Origin of the sequence: Sphingomonas sp. TREG-RG-20F-R18-01 (genome assembly GCF_022662475.1) — a bacterium.
Lineage (GTDB): Bacteria > Pseudomonadota > Alphaproteobacteria > Sphingomonadales > Sphingomonadaceae > Sphingomonas.
In genome coordinates this window covers 76,956-101,432 of sequence record NZ_JAKNQQ010000009.1, presented here as the reverse complement: position 1 = coordinate 101,432, position 24,477 = coordinate 76,956, and the positions used below count along the sequence as shown (strand labels likewise).

The 24,477-nt window shown below is 61.6% G+C and carries 26 protein-coding genes; 5 read left to right on the top strand and 21 right to left on the bottom strand.

Going from position 1 to position 24,477, the window contains the following annotated elements:
- Nucleotides 1-569: MFS transporter (locus tag L8K25_RS18825; protein WP_242140532.1), on the bottom strand; the 569-nt coding region annotated here is incomplete at its 3' end.
- Nucleotides 570-808: 239 nt separating this feature from the next.
- Here L8K25_RS18825 and L8K25_RS18820 point away from each other — a divergent pair.
- The gene (locus L8K25_RS18820) at nt 809-1,783 is read left to right on the top strand and encodes a LysR family transcriptional regulator (protein ID WP_242140531.1); all 975 of its coding nucleotides are present in this window, start codon (nt 809-811) and stop codon (nt 1,781-1,783) included.
- On the opposite strand, the gene L8K25_RS18815 is transcribed toward L8K25_RS18820, so the two are convergent.
- The 15 genes from L8K25_RS18815 to L8K25_RS18745 all read right to left on the bottom strand — a co-directional run bounded on the left by L8K25_RS18815 (nt 1,759) and on the right by L8K25_RS18745 (nt 17,160).
- On the bottom strand, nt 1,759-2,925 hold the full coding sequence (locus L8K25_RS18815; protein ID WP_242140530.1) for a PrpF domain-containing protein: 1,167 nt from the start codon (nt 2,923-2,925) through the stop codon (nt 1,759-1,761). The genes L8K25_RS18820 and L8K25_RS18815 overlap by 25 nt on opposite strands.
- Nucleotides 2,909-4,054, bottom strand: a complete 1,146-nt coding sequence (ribB, locus tag L8K25_RS18810) for a 3,4-dihydroxy-2-butanone-4-phosphate synthase (RefSeq protein ID WP_242140529.1) — start codon at nt 4,052-4,054, stop codon at nt 2,909-2,911. Before ribB ends, L8K25_RS18815 begins: the two co-directional genes overlap by 17 nt.
- Nucleotides 4,051-4,581 carry a flavin reductase family protein gene (locus L8K25_RS18805; RefSeq protein ID WP_242140528.1) on the bottom strand — a complete coding sequence of 177 codons (531 nt, stop codon included), beginning with the start codon at nt 4,579-4,581 and terminating at the stop codon, nt 4,051-4,053. The genes ribB and L8K25_RS18805 overlap by 4 nt, the downstream gene beginning before the upstream one ends.
- Before the next feature lie 284 nt (nt 4,582-4,865).
- Nucleotides 4,866-6,782: a type IV secretory system conjugative DNA transfer family protein gene (locus tag L8K25_RS18800; RefSeq protein WP_242140527.1), complete on the bottom strand. Its 1,917-nt coding sequence runs from the start codon at nt 6,780-6,782 to the stop codon at nt 4,866-4,868.
- A gap of 12 nt (nt 6,783-6,794) precedes the next feature.
- Complete coding sequence (virB11, locus tag L8K25_RS18795; RefSeq protein WP_242140526.1) at nt 6,795-7,817, bottom strand: P-type DNA transfer ATPase VirB11; 1,023 nt, start codon at nt 7,815-7,817, stop codon at nt 6,795-6,797.
- Between the two features lie 4 nt (nt 7,818-7,821).
- Complete coding sequence (gene virB10, locus L8K25_RS18790) at nt 7,822-9,108, bottom strand: type IV secretion system protein VirB10 (protein ID WP_242140525.1); 1,287 nt, start codon at nt 9,106-9,108, stop codon at nt 7,822-7,824.
- 1 nt (nt 9,109) lies between these two features.
- The gene (locus L8K25_RS18785) at nt 9,110-10,117 is read right to left on the bottom strand and encodes a TrbG/VirB9 family P-type conjugative transfer protein (protein ID WP_242140524.1); all 1,008 of its coding nucleotides are present in this window, start codon (nt 10,115-10,117) and stop codon (nt 9,110-9,112) included.
- A gap of 1 nt (nt 10,118) precedes the next feature.
- Entirely contained in the window at nt 10,119-10,796 is a 678-nt protein-coding gene (locus L8K25_RS18780) for a type IV secretion system protein (protein ID WP_183937428.1), read from the bottom strand.
- Nucleotides 10,797-11,285: 489 nt separating this feature from the next.
- On the bottom strand, nt 11,286-12,341 hold the full coding sequence (locus L8K25_RS18775; RefSeq protein WP_242140523.1) for a type IV secretion system protein: 1,056 nt from the start codon (nt 12,339-12,341) through the stop codon (nt 11,286-11,288).
- A gap of 45 nt (nt 12,342-12,386) precedes the next feature.
- The gene (locus tag L8K25_RS18770) at nt 12,387-12,656 is read right to left on the bottom strand and encodes a hypothetical protein (RefSeq protein WP_242140522.1); all 270 of its coding nucleotides are present in this window, start codon (nt 12,654-12,656) and stop codon (nt 12,387-12,389) included.
- A gap of 1 nt (nt 12,657) precedes the next feature.
- Nucleotides 12,658-13,380 carry a type IV secretion system protein gene (locus L8K25_RS18765; protein WP_242140521.1) on the bottom strand — a complete coding sequence of 241 codons (723 nt, stop codon included), beginning with the start codon at nt 13,378-13,380 and terminating at the stop codon, nt 12,658-12,660.
- 1 nt (nt 13,381) lies between these two features.
- Nucleotides 13,382-15,748 carry a VirB4 family type IV secretion/conjugal transfer ATPase gene (locus L8K25_RS18760; protein ID WP_242140520.1) on the bottom strand — a complete coding sequence of 789 codons (2,367 nt, stop codon included), beginning with the start codon at nt 15,746-15,748 and terminating at the stop codon, nt 13,382-13,384.
- On the bottom strand, nt 15,741-16,076 hold the full coding sequence (locus L8K25_RS18755; protein ID WP_242140519.1) for a VirB3 family type IV secretion system protein: 336 nt from the start codon (nt 16,074-16,076) through the stop codon (nt 15,741-15,743). The genes L8K25_RS18760 and L8K25_RS18755 overlap by 8 nt, the downstream gene beginning before the upstream one ends.
- 1 nt (nt 16,077) lies before the next feature.
- Nucleotides 16,078-16,407: a TrbC/VirB2 family protein gene (locus tag L8K25_RS18750; RefSeq protein ID WP_242140518.1), complete on the bottom strand. Its 330-nt coding sequence runs from the start codon at nt 16,405-16,407 to the stop codon at nt 16,078-16,080.
- 21 nt (nt 16,408-16,428) lie between these two features.
- On the bottom strand, nt 16,429-17,160 hold the full coding sequence (locus L8K25_RS18745) for a hypothetical protein (RefSeq protein WP_242140517.1): 732 nt from the start codon (nt 17,158-17,160) through the stop codon (nt 16,429-16,431).
- Nucleotides 17,161-17,172: 12 nt separating this feature from the next.
- On the opposite strand from L8K25_RS18745, the gene L8K25_RS18740 reads away from it, so the two are divergent.
- Entirely contained in the window at nt 17,173-17,772 is a 600-nt protein-coding gene (locus L8K25_RS18740; RefSeq protein ID WP_242140516.1) for a hypothetical protein, read from the top strand.
- Here the strand turns inward: L8K25_RS18740 and L8K25_RS18735 are convergent.
- Genes L8K25_RS18735 through L8K25_RS18725 form a run of 3 tightly spaced genes read right to left on the bottom strand, consistent with a single transcriptional unit; the run spans nt 17,736 to nt 19,482 of the window.
- A complete protein-coding gene (locus tag L8K25_RS18735) occupies nt 17,736-18,335 on the bottom strand; it encodes a lytic transglycosylase domain-containing protein (RefSeq protein WP_242140515.1) in 600 nt (199 codons plus the stop codon). The two genes, L8K25_RS18740 and L8K25_RS18735, sit on opposite strands and share 37 nt — an antisense overlap.
- Complete coding sequence (locus L8K25_RS18730) at nt 18,332-18,685, bottom strand: hypothetical protein (RefSeq protein WP_242140514.1); 354 nt, start codon at nt 18,683-18,685, stop codon at nt 18,332-18,334. The genes L8K25_RS18735 and L8K25_RS18730 overlap by 4 nt, the downstream gene beginning before the upstream one ends.
- Nucleotides 18,682-19,482: a muramidase gene (locus tag L8K25_RS18725; RefSeq protein ID WP_242140513.1), complete on the bottom strand. Its 801-nt coding sequence runs from the start codon at nt 19,480-19,482 to the stop codon at nt 18,682-18,684. The genes L8K25_RS18730 and L8K25_RS18725 overlap by 4 nt, the downstream gene beginning before the upstream one ends.
- Before the next feature lie 245 nt (nt 19,483-19,727).
- Between L8K25_RS18725 and L8K25_RS18720 the strand changes: the two genes are divergently transcribed.
- Nucleotides 19,728-20,369, top strand: coding sequence for a helix-turn-helix domain-containing protein (locus L8K25_RS18720; RefSeq protein ID WP_242140512.1), 642 nt, complete (start codon nt 19,728-19,730; stop codon nt 20,367-20,369).
- A gap of 191 nt (nt 20,370-20,560) precedes the next feature.
- Here L8K25_RS18720 and L8K25_RS18715 read toward each other — a convergent pair whose 3' ends face one another.
- Complete coding sequence (locus L8K25_RS18715; protein ID WP_242140511.1) at nt 20,561-21,691, bottom strand: GNAT family N-acetyltransferase; 1,131 nt, start codon at nt 21,689-21,691, stop codon at nt 20,561-20,563.
- On the opposite strand from L8K25_RS18715, the gene L8K25_RS18710 reads away from it, so the two are divergent.
- Nucleotides 21,665-22,867 (top strand): LysR family transcriptional regulator, encoded by a 1,203-nt coding sequence (locus tag L8K25_RS18710; protein ID WP_242140536.1) that lies wholly within the window; start codon nt 21,665-21,667, stop codon nt 22,865-22,867. The genes L8K25_RS18715 and L8K25_RS18710 overlap by 27 nt on opposite strands.
- Before the next feature lie 6 nt (nt 22,868-22,873).
- Here L8K25_RS18710 and L8K25_RS18705 read toward each other — a convergent pair whose 3' ends face one another.
- The gene (locus L8K25_RS18705; RefSeq protein ID WP_242140510.1) at nt 22,874-23,152 is read right to left on the bottom strand and encodes a helix-turn-helix transcriptional regulator; all 279 of its coding nucleotides are present in this window, start codon (nt 23,150-23,152) and stop codon (nt 22,874-22,876) included.
- Between the two features lie 285 nt (nt 23,153-23,437).
- Between L8K25_RS18705 and L8K25_RS18700 the strand changes: the two genes are divergently transcribed.
- Entirely contained in the window at nt 23,438-24,295 is an 858-nt protein-coding gene (locus tag L8K25_RS18700) for a replication initiator protein A (RefSeq protein ID WP_242140509.1), read from the top strand.
- Nucleotides 24,296-24,477 lie beyond the last annotated feature (182 nt).

Below are 24,477 nucleotides of genomic sequence, written 5' to 3'. Positions count from 1 at the left end.
GCGATCAGGGCAGCAACAATCAAGCCAGGTGCGCCAACCGCTAGCAGCACGAGCTGCCAAGATGCGAACCCGGCGAACATTCCCGGCATAGCCTGACGGATGGCGTCGCTCTCGGCCCAGCCGACGACCGCGCCGCCAAACAGCAACGCGAAGCCGCTGCCAAGGTAGATAGCGAGCGCAAACAGGCCGATCGCGCGGGCGCGACGATGCGGAGGGAAGCTGTCGGCAATCAGCGAATTAGCCGCCGGAAACAGCGCCGCCTCCCCAGCGGCGACGCCGATGCGGGCAATGAACAAATGCGTGAAGGTATCGGCGAAGCCGCTCAGCAACGTTGCCAAGCTCCACAATCCGACACCCACCGCCGCCAGCCGAATGCGATTGCGTGTATCGACCATGCGGCCGAGCGGCAGTGCCATGACGCAAAAAAACACCGCAAAGGCTGGTCCGATCAGCAAGCTGACTTGCACGTCGGTGATACCGAGGTCCTCCCGGATCGGATCGACGAGCAGGCTGATGATCTGGCGGTCGACGAACGAGAAGATGTTCGCGACCATCAGCAGGCCGACCATTGTCCAAGCCTGCCGAGCCACCGGATAGGGGTGCGCGACCTCTGCATCGCCGGCGCGGGTCGCGCCTATGTCAACGTGAATGGCAGCCTCTCCAGCGTACAGCTCCGTCTTACGCGCAAACGTCAGGAGCGTTTGATTCTATTGTCACCCTGGCGAGGCAACCGACTGGCAGGCAAATGACGTTCCGTTATCTTTTCATAGCGCAGGACTATAACATAACAGCTATTAGCGGAGGCAGCATGGATAAAGAACGCTTCGACATATCACTGGAAGATCTTCAAACCTTCCTCGCAGTCGCCGACCAAGGCAGCTTCAGCCGCGCTGCCGAACGCCTCGCTTTGTCGCAGCCGTCCATCAGCAACCGCGTCAAGCGGCTCGAAGAGAAACTGAACGTCCGCCTGCTCGAACGAACGACGCGCAAGGTCGAGTTGACCCAACATGGCCGCCGACTTCACGAGCGTGCCTCGATAACGCTTCGGGCGCTCCGCGACCTGTTGCAAGAGTTTCACGCCGAGACAGGTATGCGCCGACGGCAGGTCGAAGTCGCCGCGACCATGATGATAGCGTCGGTCGCGCTCGCTCCTATTTTAGGCAGCTTCGCGGAGGCGCATCCCGATATCAGCGTACGGCTCCGAGATCGTATTCCCGATGCAGCCGTCGCCGAAGTTTTGGACGGCGAATGCGACATGGCAGTGATGGTCCTCGAGCGTTCTAATCCCGCACTTGCCTTTGAGCCGCTGCTCGCTGATCGCTGCGTTGCCGTGACCCCGCTTGGCCACCCGTTGCTACAAAAGGGCTCGGCGACCTTCGCCGAGGTCCTGAGATATTCGATACTCAGCCCCGATGGCCATGTCGCGTTGCGCCGCGCGATCGAGGAAGCGGCTGCGGCGCGCGGGCTGGACATCACGCTCTCGGCCCCAGCCCGCGGCGTCACCAACGTCATGACCCTCCTCGCCATGGCCGCCGCGGGTCTTGGCGTCTGCATCCATCCCTCAACATTGATTCCTGCCGAATTTCGCCCGACTATCGGACTCGTGGAGATCGAGGACTGCGAAATACTGCGTACGATCGGCATCGTCACCGCGACCGGACGGAACCTGTCCGGCCCTGCGATGCGCTTCCGCGAGCATCTGCGCCGCGCCGTGCACATGGCCTACCCCGACGCACCAGAGGTGCGGCGCATGCAGACTCAGCCGAGCAGCCCGGCAGGATAGTAAGCTTCTCCCGCCATGATGCGACGAGCGGTACGGCTGAAACCGAGCTCGTCGAAACGAACATGGGGCCGTTCCGCGGTATGGCTCGCGCGTACGCGTGTCGGCGTCACACCTGAAGGATGGCCGATCCGAAGTAGCGGCGCGTCGGGGTTGATGGCGAGGCCGTGCGCGATAGAATCCGGCGTGCGCGCTGCGGCGGCGAGGCAAATTGAACCGGTACCCGCGATCGACTCGTGCAGCACGCCCATGAAGATTAGATGGACGCGCAGGTCCATTGCGTCCGCGGCAACGCCTTCGCCGTTGATGGTTCGGTAAGCGATCGGTGGAGACAACAGCCCCAGCATGGGCAGTCCGGCCGCGCGCTCTTCCGCCTCTCGCCAGTCGCCTACCAACCCGAACAGCACCGCTGCCTTGCCGCGCACCTCGCGCACGAATTGCAAAAGACGCGCGTTGCCGTTGATCGCGTCCTGGGTCTCGTCGCCGATCAGTCCTAGGTCATGACCTCGCACCCAGACGCACGGATTGGCTGCGTCGAATAGGCTCGCTTCAATCCTCCCGCCATTCTCCAACTCGATTCTGTCGACTGGGCGTCCGGTTGGCAGCAGGCTGCCCGTAGCTGTGCCCACTGTCGCGGCCCAATTCATCGTGATCTCCGCGCCACTACCCGGCACGCCGGGAACCACGAAATCGCCACACACCGCGGCGCGCCCGCCATGCACCGGCACGCCTGCGACGAGCAGCCGCTGGGAGTTGGTGTTGAAGATGCGAACCTCCGTCATGCCCTCGCGCGCCTCGACCAATCCTTCGTCGATCGCAAAAGGTCCGACTCCGGCCGAGATGTTCCCACAATTCCCCTGATAACCCACTCCGGCCGTGGCGATATCGACCTGCGCGAAGGTGTAATCAACGTCGACATCCGCGCGTGTCGACCGAGCCACAATTGCAACTTTGGATGTGATTGGGCGTGAACCACCTAGCCCGTCGATCTGCAATAGGTCTGGCGACCCCATCAGCCTCGCCAGTAACCTGTCGCGCGCGACGCCGGGTGGGGGTAGATCGCGTTCGTGGAGGTATAGGCCGCGGCTCGTGCCTCCACGTGCGATCACTACCCGGATCGCGCGCTGGTCAGCATCGGCCATCATGCGTTTCCATTATCGGCTCGCGCGCTGGACCAGGCAGTCGCGCTGCGAGCGCGCGGCGTTCGACGATCTCGATGCCATAACCCGCGATACTGACGGGCAGTCGCTGCGAGTTGGTAAGCAGCGTCAGACGGTGAATGCCAAGGCCCGCCAGGATTTGAGCGCCAACGCCGTATTCGCGCAGCTCCAGCGGCATGCTGGCTGCGCGCCGAGCAAAAGCGTTTGACAAGGCAGCAGGTGTCGCGCCCCTCACAACGACGACCACACCCACGCCTTCCTCCCCAATTTCTTCCATCGCTGCTTGAAGAAGACCCGTACTGGCATGGCGTTCGCCGAACACGTCATTAAATGGCGAACTCGCGTGCATGCGGACTAGCACTGGCTCGGCAAATGGCGGAGCACCCTTGAGCAATGCGACATGCTCGGACCCGTCCACCTCGTTCCGGTACGTACGCGCCGTCCATCGTCCGCCGTGAACGCTGTCGAAGCTGGCCTCCGCTACAGAGCGCACCAAATGGTCGTGGCGCATGCGATAGGCGATCAGGTCGCGGATGGTGCCGATCTTCAGTCCGTGCCGCTCGGCGAAGACCGCCAGGTCAGGCAGCCGCGCCATGCTGCCGTCGTCGTTCATGATCTCGCAGATCACCCCCGACGGGTTCAGCCCAGCGAGCCGCGCCACGTCGACCGCGGCCTCGGTATGCCCGGCCCGGACCAGTACGCCCCCGTCCCTTGCCACCAGTGGGAACACATGCCCGGGCGTGACAATGTCCTCCGGCCCGCATGCCGCATCGATCGCCACCGCGGTCGTCCGGGCGCGATCCCCAGCCGAGATTCCCGTGGTGACGCCAGTTCGCGCCTCGATCGAGGTGGTGAACGCGGTGCCGTGAGCGCAGCCGTTGCGGACGGACATCGGCTTAAGACCGAGCTTATCAGCGCGGGCTTGCGTCAGCGCGAGGCAGATCAGCCCTCGGCCGTGAAGCGCCATAAAGTTGATCGCGTCGGGGGTCGCCATCTGCGCGGGCATAACGAGGTCGCCCTCATTCTCTCGATCCTCGTCGTCGACCAGAATGAACATCCGCCCGTTGCGTGCCTCGTCGACGATCTCGGCGGGCGTAGCGAGCGCGGTCGTCATGCCTTCACTCCCTCGTGTGCCACAGCATAGGCATAGGTCCCCTCACGATAGAGCAGTGGCCGCCCTTCGGGCCGGGCGCGGACCTCCAAAACCTGACCGATGAGCAGGCTGTGTGATCCGGTGTCGTGCATGTCGTTAAGGCGGCATTCGAAAGCGGCTACTGCCTTGCGGAAAAGGGGTTGGCCGCCCGCCCCCGCCTCCCACTGGTCGGGCAGGAAACGATCGGTCCCGCTTAAGCCGCGCTGCGCCGAGAAGATCGCCGCCGTCTCGATGTGATCGGCATCAAGCAGGTTGATGCTGAACGCCCCAGCCCTGCCGATCAAGTCATGCGCCGACGCATTCCGGTTCACGCAGGCAAGCATCGTTGGTGGATCAGCGCTGAGCGAACTCCACGCCGTCGCTGCTAAGCCTCCCCGCATACCTTCATAGGCTGTAGCTATGATAGCGACTGCACCCGGCACCAAGCGCATGGCATCAAGAAAGGCTGGGCGCAGGTTTTTTTGCAAATCGTACAACACTGCGGGCATGGCCGCTGTCTCGACAGAGCTCGCGCATCTCGCGGACGTTTTCGTCATGACCAGCACCTCCAACCGCCACCATGTGGAGGGATCTTAGGCGTGGAGCAAATCCGCTGATATTATCAATTCATTCCTACAGATTATAAGTCCGTAGGATCTGGTGCGACTGCGCCTGTAGGCGCGACCGCGACGTGATACCGGTCCCGACCCCGTCACAGGTAACACTACGTCGTTCATGTCATTCCCCTTGAATGGCGGGACTGCGGTCGTTGTGTCGCGAGATGTTCATTGTGTTACGCAGCTTTCTCTCCGACCATGCAAAGACCGTCGAAGAGCGTGCGGACCTGCTGTTTTGGCGAAACGGCAAGGCAATCCTCGATGGCAGCATGGTTCAATCTCCGCCCCCTCTTCACTTCGCTTCCGCTCGGGCTGGCGACTTCAGACGCGGACGGGCCCCCCGGCGTCGTGGCGGCTGCGGCAGCGGCCGCCTGGGTCGCCTCGATCACGCGCAAGCTATTGGCTGCGATCGCGGGGTCGACGCGAATTGGCGGCATTTGCGGCGCCGGAATCTTGGTCCGCTCGATCAGGTGCTTCTCCGCGTAATAGCGGACCTTCTTGCCGTAGGTCGCGTACATGCCGCGACGGAAAACGATCAGATCGTTTTCCGGCAGCAGCTCGACCTCCTGCGGGAGCATCAGCGGCCGGCGCTGGTCGGACTCGGACGTCGACCCGCCTCCGCCACCCCAGGTGCCCATCGAGCGCGAGCGTGCCTTATACGTGTAGCTGCCGAGCTGGTCCGAGATCTTCTTCGCCTCGGACAAAGCGGCCGGACGCAGCACGAGCCGCACGGCGCAGTTGCGCTCGATGTCGGCCGCCACCTTGTCGCCATAGACGCCCTGGATCTGCTCGAGCGACTGGAACGCCGGCAGCATCCGCAATCCATAGCCAGCAACATAGCTGAATGCGTTGGCCAGCACGGTGCATTTGCCGAGGCTGGCGAACTCGTCGAGTGCGAGCAGCACCTTGACCTGGTGCAGACCCTCCTTCGGCAACTCGCGGACGTTGCGGTCGATGAGCTGCTGGAAAAGCAAGCCGTAGATCGGCGCGACGCGCTCCAGATCGTCCGGCGAGACGCCGAGGTAGAGCGAGATCCGCTTGTCGCGGAACTCGCTCAGATCGAAATCGCTCTCGGACGTCGCCGCATCGACATACGGGTTCAGCCAGGCATTGATTTTCGACGTGACGGATTGGCGCAGGCCCGAGAAGGTGTTTGCCGACGAGCCGGTGTAATCATGAATAGCCGTAACGCACGCGGTCGACAGCGGCTTACCAGCCTTCTCCCGGGCAGCGATGATCTTGGGGAAGCGCCGCTGGGCATCGACGGCCGCGAATTGTCGATAAACCTCGCCAAGCGTGAAAGGGAGCGCGTCTTCGCCATCGTCGACAGTTGCGGCGATATAGGCGGTGACGCCGAGGAACGCGGTTCGCGCACCCTCGGCCCAGAACTTTTCGCCGGTGAGGGGGTCGGGGTAGAGCATCGCCGCGATCTTCTGCAGCTCGTTAATGACCTCGACCGGATCGCGCCGGTTGATGTAACCGAGCGGGTTCCAGCGCACGGTGCGGCCACCCGTATCGAGCGGATTGAACAACAGCACGATCTGACGAAGGATCTCCTTCCGATAGCCGGCAGTGTTGTCGTAATTCTCCTGCTTGATGTCGAGGACGACCAACGAGTCTGGCCAATCGAGCAAGTTTGGGATGATGACGCCCACACCCTTGCCGGCGCGGGTTGGTGCTTCGAGCATGACATGCTCGGGACCGCCAAAACGCATCACCTTGCCGTTAAACTTGCCAAGCACGATGCCGGTTTCGGACAGCAACAGACCCTTCTTCACCTCGGGGGGGCGCGCCCAACGCGCCTCACCGTGCAGCTTCTGGCGCGTGAACATCGTCGAAATGATGATGATGATGGTCAGGACCAAGCCGATGCCAAAACCGATCAGGAACGGCACATAGACGATCGGATAGCCCTTGAGCGCCCAGAGCGCGCCCGGCACCTTGCGCCACGGCGTATGCGCGTTGAGCAAGTGCGCCTTGAACAGGACGGCGACCGCGCCGATCGCCGCGCTCATCACCACTCCGATCAGCGCTAAAAACGCGATCGCAGCCGGCTGCGATCCCTCGTCGCTGCGCATCCATCTTCCGCTCACGCCATACTCTCCTCAATCGTTCGGCTTGCTCGCAGGATCGAACCAGACTTCCGTCATGCGATAGCGCGCCGGCCGACCCTCGCCAGGCGGGAGGCGGTGCATCTGCACGACGATATCGACCAGCGAGCGCAGCAGCGATCGGATATCATGCCGATCGAGATCGTTGCCGCCCTCCGACTCCTTCACCAGCAGCGTGAGCTGCTCGAACGCGCCCTCAGCCGTGTTGGCGTGGACCGTCGTGATCGAGCCGGGATGGCCGCTGTTGACGTTGCGCAGGTAGAAAAACGCCGTGCCGTCGCGCAGCTCCTGGAGGAGGATCCGATCGGGCCGCATACGCAGCGCCGATTCCAGCAATTCCTTGGCGCCGGCCTTCTGGAGGCTCTTGCCGTCCTTGGCGTACATCATGTGGACGTGGTTGCGCTGCGGCACGACCAGCTCGCGCGTGTCCTCGATCGTCAGGATCCGCTCATAGTCCGGGATCAGCTTGATGAGCCCCTTCGAGAAGCTAGTTTTGCCCGAGCCGGTCGCGCCGGAAATCAGGATGTTTTTCCGCGCTTCGACCGCCAGCTTGAAAAAGCCGCGCCAGTCGCCCGCTTCGCGCAGGCGCAGCAGATCGGCATCGACGTCCCCGTACAGACCATGCGCGCGGACCTCGCTGAACAGGCCGGCGCGCTCGAAGTCGTCGATGTTCATCGTCACGCCCGACGCTTTGCGGATCGTGATCGAGATGCAACCTTGCTCGACCGCCGGGGGCACGACGACCTGGGCACGTTCGCCCCCCGGCAGAACCGAGGAGCAGACCGGATATTCGGAGTTGATATCCTGCTTGGTCAGACCGGCGATCAGCTTCGCCAACGTCATGAGCGCGGCGTTGTCCAACGCCGGCTCGTCATGCCACTCCCAGCCGTTACGGGTTTCGAGACCGATCACTCCCGGCTCGTTGATGACCAGCTCGGTCACGTCGTCGCGCTCGAGGTGCCGTCGGATAGGCTCGGCATTATGCTCATAGATGAGCGACGTAGGACTGGATGCCATCGGCTTAGCGCCTCAGCCCCACGTCATAAACCGAGCGGAAATCGAAGTCCTTGGCGACGAAGATCGCAGCCGTGTCGCCCTGATTCTTCTTCAGGATCGGCTTGATCTGCATCGTCGACTGGAGGACGGTTGATCCGGTCGTGCTCGGAACCTGCGTCGTGTTGCTACCCTCACCGGCGAGCGAGCGGCTCGCGATCTGCGAGGCATCTTCCAGCACCGAAATAACCAACCCGACGCCAAACCGCGCCCAGAACTGCGTATCCACCCCGCCCGGAAGCCCCGCGCGGCCGAGACCGTCGGCCGCAGGCGAACCGAGGTCGATCGCAACGCCGCGAGGCGTCAACGCGCGGGTCCACAGCACGAACAGGCGAGCCTGCCCTTGCGTGATACCGCCCGAATACTGCCCGAGCACCTTCGTCCCCTTGTCGAGGAGGACAATGCGGCCGTTCTCCGAATAGACGTCGTGATTGATGACGCACGACACGAACCCAGCCTGCGTTGAGTTGATCGCCGTCTGAAGCGTGCAGGGGATCACGGTGCCTGCGCTCAGTAGCAGGTTGCGATCGGCGACCATCGTCGCCCGCACCGTCTGAATCGCGGAGTGGCCGAGCTGGTCGCTGAAATCGGTTGCGCCCTTTGCCGGCTCAGCCGGGGCGTCGTCACCCGGCGCGCCGAAACCGCTCGCACCGAGCTCGCGACGCGCAACCGTCGATTGCCCACCACGGGACCCATCGTCCTGCCCGGCGCCCTGTTGCCTTTCCACGCCAGAGCCAGGCACGGCCGACGCCATGCCCGTATTGCCAAAGGCCATGATCGGCGATCGCCGCGCCGCATCCGCCATGGCGCGAGCTTGCTCCGCGCGCCGCTGTGCCGGCGACTGCTGCCCGTTTGACGCCGTGGTTGTTGCCGGCACGGGGTTTCCGTTCGCGTCGGCAACCTGCGCGCCGGCCGCTGGGTTAATCGGCCGCCCGAAGACGTCAGTTTGCGCGGCCCCGGTCTGGCCGAGCTGACCCGCCAACGCCGCGCGCTGCGCGGTCGACGACCCCATCACGTCGTCCACGGACCGCTCGCTGGCCTTCGCCGGCTGCGCAGCAGCCTCCGTGCTGGCAGAGTGATGAAACGCACTATAGCCAATCATGAGGCCGCCCATCGTGCCGAGGAGACCGACCCCGGCGCCGATCAAAGCGATGTTGCCCCACCCGCCACTGCGCGTGACCGGGGTATCGATGTCGCTCGAAGGGACGGTATCGGCAGCGACGTTGCCGCCCCGATCAATCACAGTGTCGACCATGTTACTGTCCCTTCACTTTGCGCTCGACCACATTCGAAACGGTGCCCGTCCGATCGCCGCGATCGTTGCGCAGCGGTGCCTCGTTGTAGATGCACAGCACCGTCGTTCCCCGACGCAGGCGGAGCTGATGATAGACGGCATGGATCACCACAAAATCCTCGCGCACATCGTAGGGGACGATGGTCTCGGTCCCGTCGACGTCGACCGCGAAGATCGAAGGGATGTCGGCGTGCCCCGGATAGCGCAGCACCGTGAACTCGCCATTGTCGGAGATCTCGGTCGGTTGCAGCGCGGAATCGCCCTGCACCGTATAATTCATGTTCCGGGTGCCCTCGATCACGGCATGATCGAGCGCGGCCTGGGCGACGCCGGTCTCGATCGCCTTGGCGGTTTGTACCTGTGCGAGCTGGACCTGCAGGGCCGCCATGGCGCGCTCCTCGCGCGGATAACGGAAGCGGACGCCATACATGGTATCGCCCGTCCCGAGCGACAGGTTGAAATGGTAGGTCCGCGGCGTTCCGCCAGCGTTGGTGATGACGATCAGGTTCGTCCCTCCCGCCTTCTCGCGCGGCTTCAGGAAGACGACGTTGCCGACCGGCGCGATCTGCCACGACACCGTGTCGCCGAGCGCCGCCTGCGTCACCGTCTCACCGGGACCAAACTGGATCTCGATCGCGTGGCGGAAACTGCCGACGATCGTCACCACCTGGTCGGGATCGTAATTGACGTTGCGGACGCGCGCGTCCTTCCCGCCAGGGATCGGTGTCTCCGACGCGAACGCCGCTTGCGGCATCAACGTGACCGCACAAGCCCCGACGATCGACAACGCAATAAGGCGTCGCCACACCGCACCAACCGAGCGCCAGAACCGGCTCTGCGAGCCGGTCTCTGTCACCACCAACTCCGTCGTGGACGGTGACAAGCGAACAATGAGTTTCTTGCGAAGCTCTGGCATGAAGGGGACGGCGACGCGCTCGCCATCGTCCAGAATGTTTGGCTGATCGCTCATCTCACGCCTCCGGATCGGAACGATAATTGACGACCTGGAAGCCGAGCGGATCGAGATTGCGATCCTTCTCATGCTCAGGCGCCGTGGTGTACCTGAAGGTCAGAATCGCGTTCCAGTTCTGCGCGACCGGTGTGTTTTGACCTACTGTGATGATCTTGGTGTAGCGAACCTGCGCAACGGTCGGGCTGAGGAAGCTGATTGTCCGGATCGAGATCGAGACAAAGCCCTTCTCACCATAGATGTTCGAGGGCGCGTTCTTGTTGTTGGCCTGAACGCCGCTCAGGTAGCGAGGCCCCTCGAACTGATCGCTCATCAGCATCACGGTATAGGCGTTCTCGCGCGCTGCGTCGTTCAGCCACCCTTCGCGCAGACGCACATATTGCGAGATGAAATAGCGGTTGACCGCATCGTCATAGGTGCGCGGCCGCGGCCCCTTCAGGGCCGTGATGACCTGCGTCTCGCCGGACGATTTATCGACCCGGATGACATAGGGCTCCACCGTCTTCAGCGGCGCCAGCATCGCGACGGCAGCAACCGACGCAACCGAAAGCGCGCAAGCACCCGCGGCAACGCCCCAAGCAAGCTTCTTCGACTGGATCGCCGCCCGCATACGGTCGTGTTCCCACGTCCTCGACGTCTCGAAGTATTTCTCTTTGTCTTCGGACTTCACCACGCCCATGGCGCCGATCCCTTCAGCAGGAGGAGTAAGACAGCGCGACATCCCGCTGGGACGTCCGACGCGCTGATCGTGGAACATTCATCGCACCAGGCCCCATTGGCGCAGCAGGCGCTGCCCCAGGCGTCTGGGACGGGGAAGGGGTGGGGGCCGGAGTGGGCACATCGTCCCGCATCAACACCGGGTCTGATGGAGCGGCAGGAGCCGGTGACGTTGCGCCGCTTGGCGGCGCGACCATCGACTGACCCGCACCTTGCTGCGACCCAGAAAGCGGCACCGGAAGGCTCGGCAGGATCGTCCCATACAGATTAGCGGGTCGCCGGTGCTTGCCGTTGCAAACCGATGGGGGTTTGATGTGAGTCCCGGTGCAACCGCTAAGCGCGAGCGCGCCTAACGCCACGATAGTCAGCCTTTTCATACGGTCTCCGTTCGTATCTGTGCCGCGCGGGCGGTGTGCGTGATTGGTGAGTCGAGAGCGGCCGGTCAGCCGATCTACGACGATCGATTGGCAGACCCGCCCCGACCGCCAGAATTTGACCCCTGCTGCGTTGCGCGCTTAAACATCAACTTATTCGCCATCATGTTCGCGCCGGTTTGCAAGAAGCCATGACCACCTGAGGAAGCACCACCAGCTATGCCTGCGGCAATGGAGGGCGACTGGAAGAAGAATATAGAGCCGACGATGTATATTGCGCAGCAAGCCAAGGTCGCAGCAAGCATGAGATCGGCTGACAAGGTAAACGTCGTACCCTCTATAGTCACGAAGCCGGAACCATCCCCAACCGACCCCATGATTCCATCCATTGCCGCCTCTTGTAGACCGGTAATGAACTTGGTCATAATTGCCATTATAACCATCAGCAGAATGTAATTGGCTGTCTGTTTCAACCAACCATCAAATAGCCAGCGAGACGAATTGAACAGCAAGCAAGCAAGCGCGAGCGGTGCGAGAGCGACACAAATTGCGACCGACAGCTTGGCAAAGATGACGATACAAAAACCGATAGAGGCGGAGAAAAACGCGAAAACGTAAAGAATACCAATGCAAAGATAGGTAATTACCCAACATCTGAGCTGAATAAGTGGCGTTCGTACGTCAGTTAGGCCCTTCGAAGGCATCAACTGTACCTTTGCATTGGCCGCACTCATCCTGCTTGCTAGCTTGCTAGTATCGGAGACATACGTATCGAAAGTCGTGCCAGGGTTCGTGACAGGAGTGCCCGACCCCGCCGCAATGATCTCACTTGGCAGGTTCGTCACTACATTGACGACGAACGCCGAATAGCCGACTGCGCTCGCAGCGGCGATCGCGAACCCGACTTTGCCCGCTTGGAAGACCAGCTCTCGTAGAGGCGCTTGTATCGCGCCCCTTAGAACTGCAAAGCCTAGCAGAAGAAAATAGATTACTGCGGCAAGCGCAAGTGGCGCAGCAACGAATGTAACGAGCCCCGAACCAAAGGAGGCAACAGAGGTAGCAATAGCCGTCTCCACGTACGAATACATTGTCGTGAACAGCGTCATGATATTGACGGGGGCGGCATTTGGCATTGTCGCTAAACCTCAAAGATATAGACACAGATTTACACGATAAAACTATTTTCTTTTTGTATTAGCATTGTAGAAGTCGATCGCGCTCTGCGCAGCGGCTGCCTCGGTAACAGATATGGTGGCCTCCTGAGTTGTGGAGCAATACCTAGCTTTCTGATCAGCAGTGAGGTGGCCATACTTCCCTGTGTCGCATTTTGTCTGCCACTCTTTGAGCAACGGGCGGTTGGCGATCAGCTCTTGTGCTGTTGGTATGGTGACCTCCTGTTGGCAGCCGCAAACAACAACCAATGCGAAAACTGGCAAGAACTTCTTCATTTTACTTCCTGATCGTATTTGCATCGTAGAAAGCGGCGGCATTTCGAGCTGCCGCAGCTTCTGCGCCGCTATTTGCCAGATTGGACTCACCGGCTTGCGCCATCTGGATCGCTTGCATTTTAATCATGTCGTTCTGAAGTTGCGCCTGTTCGACCGCAACGCGGGCCTGAAGATCCATGACGTCTTTTGGATCTTTGGCGTTATCGAGCTGGGCGCGAAGCTGGTCGAGGCCCTGCATCCTGGTCTGCGCGACGCTAAGCGTGTTCTCGCCCATCGCGGCAGTTGCCGCAGCGGACCCCGTGGCATCCTTCAGCGCCTGTGCGTAAGCTGCGTCAGCAGATGATCCGCTTGGCGACAGCCCGTAGCGAGACTGGATGTTGCTCGCCAAGCCGGACAGTGAGCCAAGCTTGGTCAAGTCTCCTCCCGTCAGCGTCGCAACATCGATCGTCGTGTTGGGCAGGAGGTTACGCACCTGCGAATTGAGCAACTGGGGCGCAATGCTGTTGACGTTGGTTAGCTTCGAAAGGGAATCGAACGTCTGCTGTGCTTGCTGGATCTGTTGCTTTCCCTGATCGATCATCTTGACCGTATTCTGGACCTGCGCGAGCGCTTGCACGTAGGTCGAGGTATCGAACACAGGGATGCCCTGGGCCGCGGCCGGCGACGCGAACGCAGCGAGCGCGACCGGCGCGGCTGCAAACATGATGATGTTCTTGAGCGACATGTCAGCTTCTCCTTTGGTTGGCGTAGAAGTGCGGCAGCCACGCCGCGGGATCCCTGCCCGCATGGGCAATGGCCTCCTCCATGGCGACGAGCGTTTCCTCGCGGCCAGAAAGCACTTTCAACTCGTTCGGCATCCCACCTAGATCGAGCTTCGCCACGATCGAGGTGTGACCCTGCTTGACCAGGAAGGTCCGGCTCTCCGGGGTCAGATCCTCACGGATCAACCGGTACTCCGCCTCGGTCAGGCCCAGCCCGTCGCAATAATCCGACCGCTTCGCGTCCGAATTGGGCAACAGGATCTTGGTCGCCGTCTGCTCGATAATCGAGTGCGCAATCGGCGAGCGAAGCGCGTCGGCCGGCGACTGCGTGCCGAACACCATGAAGGCGTTGCGCTTACGGAAGGTTTTCAGACCATCCTGCGCAAAGGCGCGGAACGCATCATCCTCCAGCGCCTTCCAGAACTCGTCGACGTCGACCACGACACGCTGCCCGTTCAGCAGCTCGTCGACGCGGTGGAAGAGGTACAGCATCGTCGGTGTGCGGATCTCCGGGTTTTCGAGGAAATCCGTCATGTCGAAGCCGACGAACTGCGCCGCCATCGACACCTCGTCCTGCGCCCCGTCGAACGCCCACCCGAGCGGGCCGCCCAGGCACCAGCGCTCGAGCCGTGCCCCAATGCCCTCGGCATCGGAGTAGCCCAGCATCTCGCGCAAAGCGCTGAACGAGCGCGAGGGCGCGGGCAGGCGCATCACGGCGTCGATACCCTCATCGATCAACCGCTCTTCGGCGACGCTGAGCGGGCGGTTTTCTCGGCGCACCAGCACCCGGATGAACTGCCGCAGGAACGCGATGTCATGCGGGCTGGCGGTCAGCCCCTTCAGCGGTGCGAAGCCGGTCGGCTCGCCTTTACGCAGCGCCAGATAGGTGCCGCCACACGCGCGCACGAAGATCTCCGCACCGCGATCCTTGTCGAAGAACACCTGCTTGGCGCCAGTCTTTTCGAGCTGCGCTTGCAGGAAGTTTTGCAGCACCGTCTTACCACCGCCCGTCGGGCCGATGATGAGCGTGTGGCCGATGTCGGCGCGGTGGAAATTAAACCAGAACGAGGAGCCCGCGCGCGTCTTAAGCAGCGTGACCGCATCGCCCCAGTGGTTCCCGGACTTGCGACCGGCCGGGAACGTGTAGAACGGGCTGAGCGCCGCAAAATTGCGCGTGTTGATGACCGCAGGCCGCGCCCGCATCTTGAAGTTGCCGGGAAGCTGCGCCCAGAAGGCAGCTTCCAGCGCAACGTCCTCGCGCGCCATCACCATGCCGGTATCGGCAGCGGCCGATCGCGCGATCGACAGCCGCTCCAGCAGACGCTTCGGATCCTCATCGATCACCGAGATCGACAGATGATGCTCGCCCATGGCGAACCGGTTCGCCATCAGATCGTCGACACCTTCGAGCAGCTCTTCGGCCTGGCTGACACCGGCGTCGTCCGACGACACCATCTGCTTGTACTTTTTCGTGAAGCGCTCACTCGCGACCGACTTTACCAGCGGCGCGAAGCTCTGGGTCAGCACGAACGGGAAATCGAGCGTCAGCAGGCTGTTGAATTGCCCGCTGCGCGTGCTGGCGACATATTCACGCACCCCGAACATGCCGAGGTAATGCGACTTGTGCGGCAAACGGATCTCTGCCGCTTCGCGACCGAACACGATGCGCGAGGAGTAGAGCGCCTGACCGAGTCTGCCGTTCAGCAGCGGTATACGAATGCGATCGCCGGTGAGGACGAAGTGCAGCACCTCCATCGGCTGCGAAAACATCACGCCGTTATTCTCGTAGAGCGACAACGGCTCCGGCACGACGTCGGCGAGCAGCGATTCAAAATCACGGCACTTGTCCGCCATCAGCACCATCGCGCGATCATCGATGTCGGTGTTGGCCTGCTTCTTCGAGAAGAAGCGCCCGACCTGATCTCCCGCCATGCTCGACGGTCGCACCAGGATCGTGACGTAGAACTCGTTGTGATAAAGGACCTTCTCGCGCAGTGTCGCAGCGTACTTTTCCTGCAACTGGCGGGCGAAGTCGGAATGAAACTCCCCCCCGAGAACAGGGTCGGTCGCAGTGCGCACGAGATGCGTCCACATGGCGACGCGATCGTCACCGATCGAGCGCCACGCGATGTTGAGCTTGCTATGCCATGTGTTGAGGTCGGAGATGTCGCTGGTCTCGAACGGCCGCCCATCGACGCGGTACATGCGCATGAGCGAGCCGTCTTCGAGAGCGACCAGGGTATCGTTGACGTGTCGCGTATAGGGGATGAACTTGATGTCATCCGCCTCGCGAAGCGCGATCTTCTTATGCTTCAGCTTGCTATCAGTCATTGCCGAAATGCTTCCGCTTCACGCCGTTGGCGAGGCGGACGGGAGAGTAACTCCCGCCCCCCCAGAACTTGCGATTCTTGGATAGAAAGCCCGTCTGGAACCACAGGCCCCACAACCGGAACGCATTGAAGTCGTAGTGACAGACCCAGCGCGCCGGCAGGTAGAGCGCCCCGAACAAGGCCAGGGGGTAGAAGGGATTGTGGAAAATCCCCCAGAACACCATGCAGACCATGATGATCGGCAGGATCGCCTCGAGCGGCAATCCCATGAACACCGATGGCCTGGTCAGGGCGAGGAACACTCTATCCTCGGCGAGCTTGTCTTCCATGTTACGCCGATCCGCCCATCCAGCCGACGATCGTCGCTGCCGAGAAGATAATGCCGATGCCGATCAGCACCGTGACCGCCTTGCCCCAGTCCATCCGACCGGTGAGCTTGGCATAGCCCACCGCCATCACGGCGATCACCCCGACGACGGACGCGACCGTCGTCATCCACTGCTTGATGGTCGAAAGACCGGTCTCGATCGACGTCCCGCCGCTGCTCTGCGCAAGAACGGGCTGCGCGATCGAGATAAGGGCAACCGCACCTGCGATGCCCATGATTTGCCGGGCGCGGCGATCGGACATCATCCGGCCCATCTGGCGTGTGAACTTCATACGGGTCTCCATGGCTTGAGTTTACCTCTCGAGGTCGGGGGTGATTTGGATCGGTTCGATCTGCCGAACGGGGGCTGGCTCACGAACCGAAACATCCAGGCCGCGCGACAGCGCGGCCGAGATCAATTCGCGGCTCTCGAGGTTGGCGGACATGATCCGGTCCGCGTCCCCCTCGAAAGCCACGCTAATATGCTGCTCCATTACCGCCTGCGCTTCGACCGCATTGGCAAGGCGTGGGTCAGCTTCAATCCGCTCGGCGTTGCCGCGCAGGAACAGCTCCGCCAATTCCTCATTCTCGTCCCGCGCGACGTCAGCGCCATGCACCCGCTCCTCGCGGACGATTGCCGGTTCGGGCAGCTTATGCGGATACGGGAGTCGCGTCCCAGCCCGTTCCTCCGACCGCTCCGACTCTACGAACGACGCGACCAACTCTTTCGCCACCTCATGACGATTGAGCCCCGAGCGGACGATGTAAACCGCATCCGCGACCTCACCGTCCCACTCCTTGTCACGCGCCATCCGGCGCAGATCGTCGGGCTCATAGCCCGCTTTGGAGAACGAGCTGACCAGCGACGGGCTTTCGAGCGCCCGCTCCAACGCACCGTTGAGCGCCTCGTTATTCACTTCGAGGCGCTCGTACCGGAACTCTCGTTCCATCGGCTCCAGGTTCGGTGTCAGGCTCTCCGAGAGTGCCTTATGGTCCTGGGTATAAACGCTCAGCGTCAGCAACAGACGCTTGTCGGCATCCGACAATCCCGTGCTGCCTTGCGCTGGCGCCGCTTCCGCAACGGCGTCGCGACCGACATCGGCCGACCGCGCTGGAACGGCCGCTTCGACCGCCACGGCAGCCACGATCGGCGCAACCTGTTCGACGATCGGCGCCGGCTTTGCGGCCGCCTCGCGTTCGCGTCGTGCTTCATCCGCACGCCGCAAATCCGCCATCCGCTCCAGTTCCTCGAACTTCGGCTCATAGCCGCGAACCGTCAGCCCCTCGCGCGATCCGGCCTCCCAAACGGCCTTCTTGAACTCGGGAGATCCATCGACATCGATGCCCTCCCAACCGTTATGCTTCGCGATCTTCACCAGCGCAGCGACGGTCTCCGGATCCTCCTTCCGGGCAACGATGCGATCACTGTTGCCGAGGACTTCGATCGATGGGTCTCCGCGATCACCCGCCCGAAACATGCCCATCCGAACTTCGTTGGGGTCTTTTGCCGGGATAACTCGAACGTCGTATCGATCGGCCAGATCGGGCGGCAACTTGAAGCCAGCCTCGACGGCTTCCGGCTCCACGTCCCGTCCGGGGCGTGCAACGGTATTATCGACGCTCATTTGAAAACCTCGATTGAATTGGAGGCCACCTGACCGACCACCCAGCTATCGTCGCTGCTGACGGGCTTGGCCGCGCTGGTTGAACCGGCCGCCACAGCAGGCGCGCCCGGAATAGGCGGCGCAGCCTGAATCGTGCCCATGCCGCTTGCGGCCGACCACACGCGGCCAACATACCCGTTGCGAAAGCCCCGCGTCAGCGTGCCGGTGTTGTAGAGAGAATAGGTCGCCGAAATTGCGTCGAGGCCGCTGTAGTGACGGCTGGCGAGGCCATAGCCCTCTTGCAGCAGCGACGACGCGAGACGCAGGTTCGTGCACGGATCGAACGCCTGTTCGACGCTCACGCCGAGGCGCGCGAAATTGGCCGAGTTGATCTGGGCCAAGCCCACATCGACCGTGTAGCCCTGCGCCATATAGCGCCGCACCAGCGCGGCACCTTCGGCAGCAGAGCCGGCCCGCACACGCGGGCCACGATTCACGTTGATCGACAGATCATCGCCGCCACTCTCCGTCATCACGAGAGGCACGACCGCTTCGGTCGCGACTTCGGACGCGCATTGCTGCGCCAGGACGGTAATGGCGGCGACGGCATGGATCATTGCTGCGTCACCGTCTGGTAGCGCGTGTCGAGCGAGTAGCGCGACGTGCTGCCGTCGGGCTGGGTCACGCTCATGGTATATCCGTGCTTCGCCGACTTCGTCTTGATGCCGACCCCGGTGCAGGAGGGGAACCCGCCGCCCGTCGCAAGCGCGTTCCACAGCTTCGTGATCGGAGGAACGCACTCTGCATACTTCGTCGGCGAGCCCGGCGTCGCGAGGCACAGGATAACCTGACAGCCCCAGTCCGACGCATAGGCCGGTTGGGGCGCAGCCACGACGACCAAACCGCCCGCGCACAGCGCAACCGCTCCAGTCACACCGCTCAGCTTATTCAGAACACGTCGCATCATGAACCACCTCCCTGAGAAGCGCGCCAAGCCGCGCTGGCGAAGACATCCCATTGTGGCGGGGCCTTCGCTGCGGTTTGCAGGACCGAGGCAGGCGCAGGATGCGCATCGGTCCCAACCGGCGCCGAAGCCGGCGCGTCCGCGCTGGCGACGTTGACGATCCAGTCTTCATCCTCCTCGATCGGCCGTGTCCCGTCGATCACCTGGCCCGGACGCGCGAAGGCGACGTGCCAATGGTTGGAGTGGCCGCGATCACCCGGGCCGAGGAGCTCGATCAAGCGGAACCCGCTCTGTGCCATTAAGGCGCGGATCTGATCGCGGTTGATCGAATTGACGCCGCCTGCCGGCACGAAGTCGACCGCCTGGCCGAACTTATGCCAGCTATACCGCGCGCCATAGCTCGCGTTCATCGGCCGGATCGTGTCGGTGATCCGCGCGCCAAAGGCGCGACGGACGAGGGCTGCGACATTGGAGACAATCGGCGCACGATCGAGCGGCGCACCCGGCGCGCCATCATCGACGTGCGAGAGCGCGCTCGCGTCGAACACCGACGCGGACGATACGCCGTAGGTGGCAAAGTCGCGCCCGCTGATCGCAAGCGGACCCGCCTTGAAATCCGCGCCTAACGTGATGAGATCCCGGACCGTCGCCTCAGCGTCGGCCTCGGTAACGGGCTCACGGCTCAGCGCTGCACCCGCACGTACCGAGATCGCATAAGGCGCTGGCAGCGGCGTCACGCCGCCTCCGAGCCCTGCTGCGCAGAGCAGGATCGCCTTTGCCGTGAGACCCACTGGAAGCATGACCGCCTTCCGTCAGCTTAGTACAAATTTGATCCATATGGATATATGACGAATCTTACAACCCGCAATCGCCAGGGCGGCGGATCTGTATCTGGCGGTTTTGACTGAGAAATCGCTTCCGCCCCGCGTCGTCCCTCGCTTGCCGATTCGGGCGGCCTGACATAGAAAATGCCCTTTTTAGTGGGTGGCGCTGCCAAGCGTCGTCCGGGTCACTGGGCAATGAGCTCCGCTTAAAGGGCAGAAGATTGGGCAAAAGCGTCGCTTTTCTCGCGGAAACACCGGGTTCGCCGACGATTGAACGCCAACAGTTGTGCCTGGACCCTGATGACATCGAGGTTCTTGCGGGACGGAAGACCTTCAACCAGCTCACCGAGTTGCTAGAGCGCAAGGGCATCGGCCTTGAGGCCGGTGATCGGGTCAAAGTCCACGATCTTTCCTGCCTAGCGATCGCAACCCCCATGCTCGTGCGAGCAATAGCCAAGCTGCTGCGGAATGGCGTCAGCTTTGAAATCTGTACGCCCCGGATTGTTGTCGAGCCCGGTGTTGATGATAAGCTCCACGCGATGCTCGATGCCTTGGACACCCACTATCGGCACATCCACGGCATCAAGACACATCCTGCCGAGATGTCGCCCCCAGGACGCAAGCGACTGCTTGGCCCAGACAAATTGCCGGAAATCCGTGAAAGGCTTAGTGCGCCAGGCGCAACCGCCACGGACGTTGCGCAGGAACTAGGCGTCGCCCGATCCACGCTCTTCAACTACCTCGAGCGATACGACCTCGACCGCAGGGCTGGTCGGCAGAAGAAGGGTGTGAACCGGCATACCGAGAACGGCCCCGATGATCGTCAGGTCGCGGAAAGTGAGCGGGACGAGACTGCCGGCTAAAATAAGATCGACCCGGCTCGACGGAAGCGCACTACGCTCGACAAGGTCATCCTTGGACAACCCTAACTCGCCAAGCAGGGCTTGGACTCGATCCGCAAAACGCGATCGCAATTCAAGGCTATTGGGCGCACCAATCTCCTCGGCCCCTGGCACAGTTGCAGCTTTCGCTTGAGGACGGCTAAACACCCTGTTCATGCCGCTAACGACGAACGGACGAGAGACATGTCGAGCGGGCCAGGTTCGTCCCAACGGCCCTCTGGCCTGATCGCCATCATCGGGTCGATCCCGAACCGGATTTCGAGCGGATCCGCGCTCAACTCCGCAACGATCTCGACATATTCCACGTCCGAGAACCAGAAAGGCGCGCGTGCCGGGATGACATCGAAACCTAGGCGCTGCCAAAATCCGACGAGATCCGAACGCGAATGCCCGTAAATCCGGCGGAAACCTTTACGCGCGCAGTGCGCTAGCGCAGCCTCGACCAACGGGCGTGATAGGCTCCGGCTTCGATATTCGCGGCGAATAGCAAGGCGCTCGAGCTTTGCAAAATCACCAAAATAGCGGATGCGAATGCAGGCAGCCGGGTCATCGCCAACATAAGCCAGAAGCTGTGTTGCGCAAAAATCGTTGCCGTCGAACTCCTCCTCGTAAGGGCATGCCTGTTCAGCCTGAAAGGTGGCGGAGCGGACCGAGAAGACCTTGGCCATATCCTCGATCGAGCGGGCGACGCCGACGTGCACATGCGCACGTCGGGCCCGCTCGATGTTTCGGGCGATATCAATAGGCACGGCATTGTCCGGGCATGCCGCGACCAGGTGGGCTGGGGCGCCGGGGAAGATCTCCTGGGCCGGACGAAAACCGACAGCGCGTTGAATGCTTGCCGAAGCATCCGTCGCCCCATACGAGAATATGGCGCAGCCTTCCGGGCAGAGTTCACGGAAAAGCCGCGCGATCGGCTCGAACATGCGGGTCAGCAACCCCGGTGCCACGATCAGCCAGATAGCGATCGCAGACGGTTTTTCACCAGCCGAGCAAATCCAGGCCGGGTCGGGCTTACTGCCATCATATCGGCCGGTCATCAGCGCCCATGCTCCGTACGCATTGAGCGGAAGGTAGGCGAAGAGGCTCGCGGTGCCGCTTTGCCCGGGCACCGTTACGGATCGGACGATATCCGGGTTTTTCTCGAGCATTCGGGCGACCTGGACCGGGTCCGCCAGCGGAAGCAGATCGCGCACGTCGTCGATCATTTTTATGGTGCTGCCGGGGAGCACGCGCTGCAGCCGAATTTGACGACGGTGATTGCGCGTGATGAGCGTATTCATCCGCTCATCGAAGCAACCATCCCAGAAAAAGGCCGGTTCGGAGCCTATCGGATTGCCAACTTCTTGAAACATTTGATATCCCTCGCGTGGCGTCGTTGCGGGAGGGTGATATTGCGAAAGCGGCCGGCCGGCAGGATCACAAAAGTTGCACCACCTGTTCCAGGGGTGAACACTGAACAGCAGGCCGAGTTCGCCGACCTGCAGTGGGACGACGTGAGGCTGTTCCGTGCCGTCCAGCGCCTGGGCAGTATGCGGAAGGTCGCTTCAGATCATGGCGTCGTGGTGAACACGATCCGCCGGAGAATAAAGCACGTAGAGTCAAGGCTCGGCCTCCATCTGGCACATCGTAGTGCCAATGGGATTGTCCTCACCGAGCATGGAGAGAAGCTTCTTCGCATTGGGCAGGCGATGAGCGACGCCGCGGAATGGGATGTGTCGGATGGCACCAAAGACGTTCTCGTGAAGCCGGGACAGATCACGATAGCCTGTACGGAGGGTATCGGAACGCTGTGGCTGACGCCGAGAATGTCGCGGTTACAGGCAATCCTGCCGAACATGACCATTGGTCTAGATTTCGACTACGACCTTACCCGTGATCGAGCGCACGCGGCTGACATCTGGCTGACGTACGAACAGCCAGCGGAGCCCGATCTCATTACGTCGAAATTGGCGACCATTCATTTCGCTGTATATGCGAGCAAGAGCTACATCCAACGGCACGGTGTCCCATCAACCGTGGACTCGCTCAAGGATCATCGGATCGTTGAGCATGTCGGTCCTGGCGTGCGCTCGGAGCAACTCGACTTTCTAATCGGCACGGGACGCCCCCAAGGCTTCATCGCAATGCGAACGAATTCTTCGCTATCTCAGCTTTGGTCGGTTACGAAGGGGGTTGGTATCGGTGCGCTGCCCACCTTTGTTAGCGAGATTACCAGCGCTGCGGCTCCGGTACCTCCAGAACTACGGATACGACGAGAACTTCGTCTCGTCTATCGATCCAAAGCAAAGCCATCCCCGGCCATTTTGGCAACGGTAAAATGGCTCCGTGAGTGTTTTGATCGTACAACCCATCCCTGTTTCGCCGATACCTATGTCGATCCGAAGACCTTTATCCGAGATTCTAGCGAGACCAACATCGTGAATTTATTCCCAAATCCCTTCGACGAGATCGATTGACGACGCCTAAGGACTTATACTCTCTTTAGCCTCGGCCGGCTCGTCAGAAGGACGCAGTAAATCCCAGATCTCCATACCTAACGCTGCCGAGAGCTTTATCATCATGTCCAGCGTCGGGTTGGCGCGGCCCCTCTCGATCGATGATAGGTATCCGATCCCGATTCCCGTACGCTTGTAAATGTCGGTCTGGGTAAGCCCAAGCACCTTCCGGCGCGCCTTAACGCGCGCTCCGAAAGCAAGCGCGGCCGGCTGGATGATCTCCTCCAGATGGAGTCTTGTCGTCATTCAAAGGTCTCGTGCCGTTACGATCACGGCCACGAATCCGTGTCCATTTGGTGACACCTTAAAGGACGCCACGGCGTTATCCAACAAGATGCTAACCATGCTGGGTGCGCAGGGTGTCCTCGAACGGTCGGCGAAAGCACGAAGGCGAACTCGCCAATCTTAAAACGGTCGGCGAAAGCACGAACTTTCGCACTCGATTACCGCCACGCTCAGGCCTATCATTGGTCTCAACACCCAATCTTCGTGCTTTCGCCGACCGATTGCCTGGTGTCAGGAGAGCGAGGCATGAGCCTAGCAAAACCACAAGGCGACCTGTTCTCGCTCGACAGCCCGCTTCTCACCGAGGTTCGGGGCGAACAATCCCTAATGGCGTTCCCGTTCTTTGCCCTCAGCAAGGGCACGTGGACGAAACCGCTCGCCTATCGGAATGAGTCGGTCTCGATCGAAATCGTCGCTACCTCCAAAGGGGTTGCGACGATCTACGACAAGGAAGTGCTTCTCTATATCGCCAGCCTGATGGTTGCGAAGCTCGATGCTGGCATGAATGTTTCGCAGGAGTTCTATTTCACCGCTCACGACCTCTTCCGGATCACCGGTATCAGCGGCTCGGCCCGCTCCTATTCCAGACTGTCAGACGCCCTGGAGCGCCTGCAGGGCACGCAGATCAAGACGAACATAGAAGCTGGCGGCGAAGGCCAGGCCGGTTTTTTCTCGTGGTTGTCCGAGGCGCAGCTTCATTACTCGAAGACGAAGACCGGGGTTAAACGGCTGAAGGCCGTGAAAGTACGGCTGTGCGACTGGCTCTATCGCGCCATCCTTCGCGATCGTCGTGTCCTCGACTACGCGCCCAGCTATTTCCAGCTCGGGCCGGTCGAGCGTCGGCTGTATGAAGTGGCGCGTTCTGCTTGTGTCACGGGTCCGATCGAGGTCGACCTCGATGAGCTTCGCCTGCAGCTGGGCTACCAAAGCTCTCTCAAGCACTTCCGCTTCGAGCTGAAACGTATCGCGGACGAAGATGTCATCCCCGGCTTTGCGTTTGACCTCCTGGACGTCCCGGTAATACCGGCAAACGGTCGCGCACGACGCAATGCAGGCGCTGCTCGCGTCAGGATTACCCCGCGCGCGCTGCTCTCAGCCGCCTAACACCGTTCCCAACCATTCCGAATCGGGTCCCGCCGGAATGTTGATCGGTCGGTAAAAGCACGAAGTCGGGTCGGCGAAAGCACGAATCTCGGTCGTCAAAAGCACGAACGCTGCGAGCAACGGTCGGCGAAAGCACGAACTTTTTCCTACTTCGGTCGGCGAAAGCACGAACTCTAGCTGTT

Coding starts and splice junctions, on each gene's coding strand:
- L8K25_RS18820 (WP_242140531.1), top strand. CDS start 809: ATGGATAAAGAACGCTTCGACATATCACTGGAAGATCTTCAAACCTTC.
- L8K25_RS18815 (WP_242140530.1), bottom strand. CDS start 2,925: ATGATGGCCGATGCTGACCAGCGCGCGATCCGGGTAGTGATCGCACGT.
- ribB (WP_242140529.1), bottom strand. CDS start 4,054: ATGACGACCGCGCTCGCTACGCCCGCCGAGATCGTCGACGAGGCACGC.
- L8K25_RS18805 (WP_242140528.1), bottom strand. CDS start 4,581: ATGCCCGCAGTGTTGTACGATTTGCAAAAAAACCTGCGCCCAGCCTTT.
- virB11 (WP_242140526.1), bottom strand. CDS start 7,817: ATGGCATCCAGTCCTACGTCGCTCATCTATGAGCATAATGCCGAGCCT.
- virB10 (WP_242140525.1), bottom strand. CDS start 9,108: ATGGTCGACACTGTGATTGATCGGGGCGGCAACGTCGCTGCCGATACC.
- L8K25_RS18785 (WP_242140524.1), bottom strand. CDS start 10,117: ATGAGCGATCAGCCAAACATTCTGGACGATGGCGAGCGCGTCGCCGTC.
- L8K25_RS18780 (WP_183937428.1), bottom strand. CDS start 10,796: ATGGGCGTGGTGAAGTCCGAAGACAAAGAGAAATACTTCGAGACGTCG.
- L8K25_RS18775 (WP_242140523.1), bottom strand. CDS start 12,341: ATGCCAAATGCCGCCCCCGTCAATATCATGACGCTGTTCACGACAATG.
- L8K25_RS18770 (WP_242140522.1), bottom strand. CDS start 12,656: ATGAAGAAGTTCTTGCCAGTTTTCGCATTGGTTGTTGTTTGCGGCTGC.
- L8K25_RS18765 (WP_242140521.1), bottom strand. CDS start 13,380: ATGTCGCTCAAGAACATCATCATGTTTGCAGCCGCGCCGGTCGCGCTC.
- L8K25_RS18760 (WP_242140520.1), bottom strand. CDS start 15,748: ATGACTGATAGCAAGCTGAAGCATAAGAAGATCGCGCTTCGCGAGGCG.
- L8K25_RS18755 (WP_242140519.1), bottom strand. CDS start 16,076: ATGGAAGACAAGCTCGCCGAGGATAGAGTGTTCCTCGCCCTGACCAGG.
- L8K25_RS18750 (WP_242140518.1), bottom strand. CDS start 16,407: ATGAAGTTCACACGCCAGATGGGCCGGATGATGTCCGATCGCCGCGCC.
- L8K25_RS18735 (WP_242140515.1), bottom strand. CDS start 18,335: ATGATCCATGCCGTCGCCGCCATTACCGTCCTGGCGCAGCAATGCGCG.
- L8K25_RS18730 (WP_242140514.1), bottom strand. CDS start 18,685: ATGATGCGACGTGTTCTGAATAAGCTGAGCGGTGTGACTGGAGCGGTT.
- L8K25_RS18725 (WP_242140513.1), bottom strand. CDS start 19,482: ATGCTTCCAGTGGGTCTCACGGCAAAGGCGATCCTGCTCTGCGCAGCA.
- L8K25_RS18715 (WP_242140511.1), bottom strand. CDS start 21,691: ATGAATACGCTCATCACGCGCAATCACCGTCGTCAAATTCGGCTGCAG.
- L8K25_RS18705 (WP_242140510.1), bottom strand. CDS start 23,152: ATGACGACAAGACTCCATCTGGAGGAGATCATCCAGCCGGCCGCGCTT.
- L8K25_RS18700 (WP_242140509.1), top strand. CDS start 23,438: ATGAGCCTAGCAAAACCACAAGGCGACCTGTTCTCGCTCGACAGCCCG.